This window comes from Paenibacillus chibensis (genome assembly GCF_004001045.1).
In the GTDB taxonomy this organism is placed as follows: domain Bacteria; phylum Bacillota; class Bacilli; order Paenibacillales; family Paenibacillaceae; genus Paenibacillus_AQ; species Paenibacillus_AQ chibensis.
The window spans coordinates 1-1,408 of sequence record NZ_BIMK01000067.1 but is presented as its reverse complement, the minus strand read 5'-3'; the positions used below and the strand labels follow the sequence as shown (position 1 = coordinate 1,408).

Below are 1,408 nucleotides of genomic sequence, written 5' to 3'. Positions count from 1 at the left end.
GGACCGGTTATTGTATTTGGTACAGTCGCCGCCTTTGCGGTAGGAATTGTACATTTGCTGATCAAAGGCGGGGGAGGCTCTTAATATGTTAAAGGGACACCAGAGTTGGCTATTTGAGAACAAGCCGTTCATCCGATCAACAGCAACGGTAGTGGGTCCATTTGAAGGAAGAGGCCCGCTGGCCAAAGATTTTGACATTGTCCATGGAGAATCCATGATGGGACAAAAGAGCTGGGAGAAAGCAGAAAAGGTATTGATTGAAGAAGCGGCAAAACTGGCTATTGAAAATGCGGGGTTGACAAAGGAACAAGTACAGTTTTACATAGGCGGGGATTTGATGAATCAAATCATTAGCAGCAGTTTTGCCGCGCGAACATTATCGATCCCTTACCTCGGTGTGTTTGGCGCTTGTTCAACCTCGATGGAAAGTCTGGCATTAGCAGCTAACCTTGTAAATTCCGGTTCGGCGAAATTTGTGTTGGCGGGGACATGCAGCCATGATTCCAGTGCGGAGAAACAGTTCCGATATCCGACCGAGTACGGTTCGCAAAAACCGCCAACCGCCCAATATACGGTAACCGGGGCCGGTGCTGCCATCGTATCCATGGAAGGTGACGGACCGGTTGTTACATCTGCCACCATTAGCCGGGTTATCGATATGGGCATTAAAGATCCGTTTAATATGGGCGCAGCGATGGCTCCTGCAGCGGTAGATACCATTGAGGCGCATGTTCGGGATTTGGGAATTGAACCGGGTTATTACGATTTGATCGTTACCGGCGATCTTGCGAAAGTCGGATATGAAATCGCCTGTAAATTGTTTAAGAAACATAACTTTCCCATCGAACAAACCGAATATTCCGATTGCGGGATGATGATTTACGATTATGAAACCCAAATGGTTCAAGCCGGAGCAAGCGGCTGCGGTTGTTCGGCAGTTGTTACCTATGGACATTTGCTAAATCGGATGCGAAGAGGTGAACTGAAACGAATCCTCGTTGTCGCTACGGGGGCGCTGCTATCCCCGATTTCATTTCAACAAGGGGAAAGCATTCCTTGTATCGCTCATGCCGTATCCATAGAGGCAGGAAGGGAGATATTATGATTTTTCTTTGGGCTTTTTTGGTGGGAGGTGCAATCTGTGTTTTCGGACAATTTTGTTTTGATGTCTTGAAACTTACACCGGCCCACACCATGACCCTGCTTGTTGTATTGGGTGCGATTGTCGACGGAATTGGATGGTATGACCCGCTGATTGAATTTGCCGGGGCAGGAGCATCGGTCCCGATTACAAGCTTTGGTAACGCGCTTGTCCATGGTGCGCTTCAAGAACTAAAGAGCAATGGCTGGATTGGGATCATCACCGGAATTTTCGAAGTGACCAGTGCCGGAATATCCGCAGCGATTA

2 protein-coding genes are annotated in these 1,408 nt (G+C 48.2%); both read left to right on the top strand.

Annotated elements, in window-relative coordinates; translation table 11 throughout:
- Positions 1-85 precede the first annotated feature (85 nt).
- Positions 86-1,105, top strand: coding sequence for a stage V sporulation protein AD (gene spoVAD, locus PCH05_RS27035; RefSeq protein WP_127607817.1), 1,020 nt, complete (start codon positions 86-88; stop codon positions 1,103-1,105).
- Positions 1,102-1,408: stage V sporulation protein AE (gene spoVAE, locus PCH05_RS27030; RefSeq protein WP_127607815.1), on the top strand; the 307-nt coding region annotated here is incomplete at its 3' end. The genes spoVAD and spoVAE, both read left to right, overlap by 4 nt.

What these genes read in the sequence shown, in the direction of transcription:
- spoVAD (WP_127607817.1), top strand. Translation starts at nt 86, where the DNA reads ATGTTAAAGGGACACCAGAGTTGGCTATTTGAGAACAAGCCGTTCATC.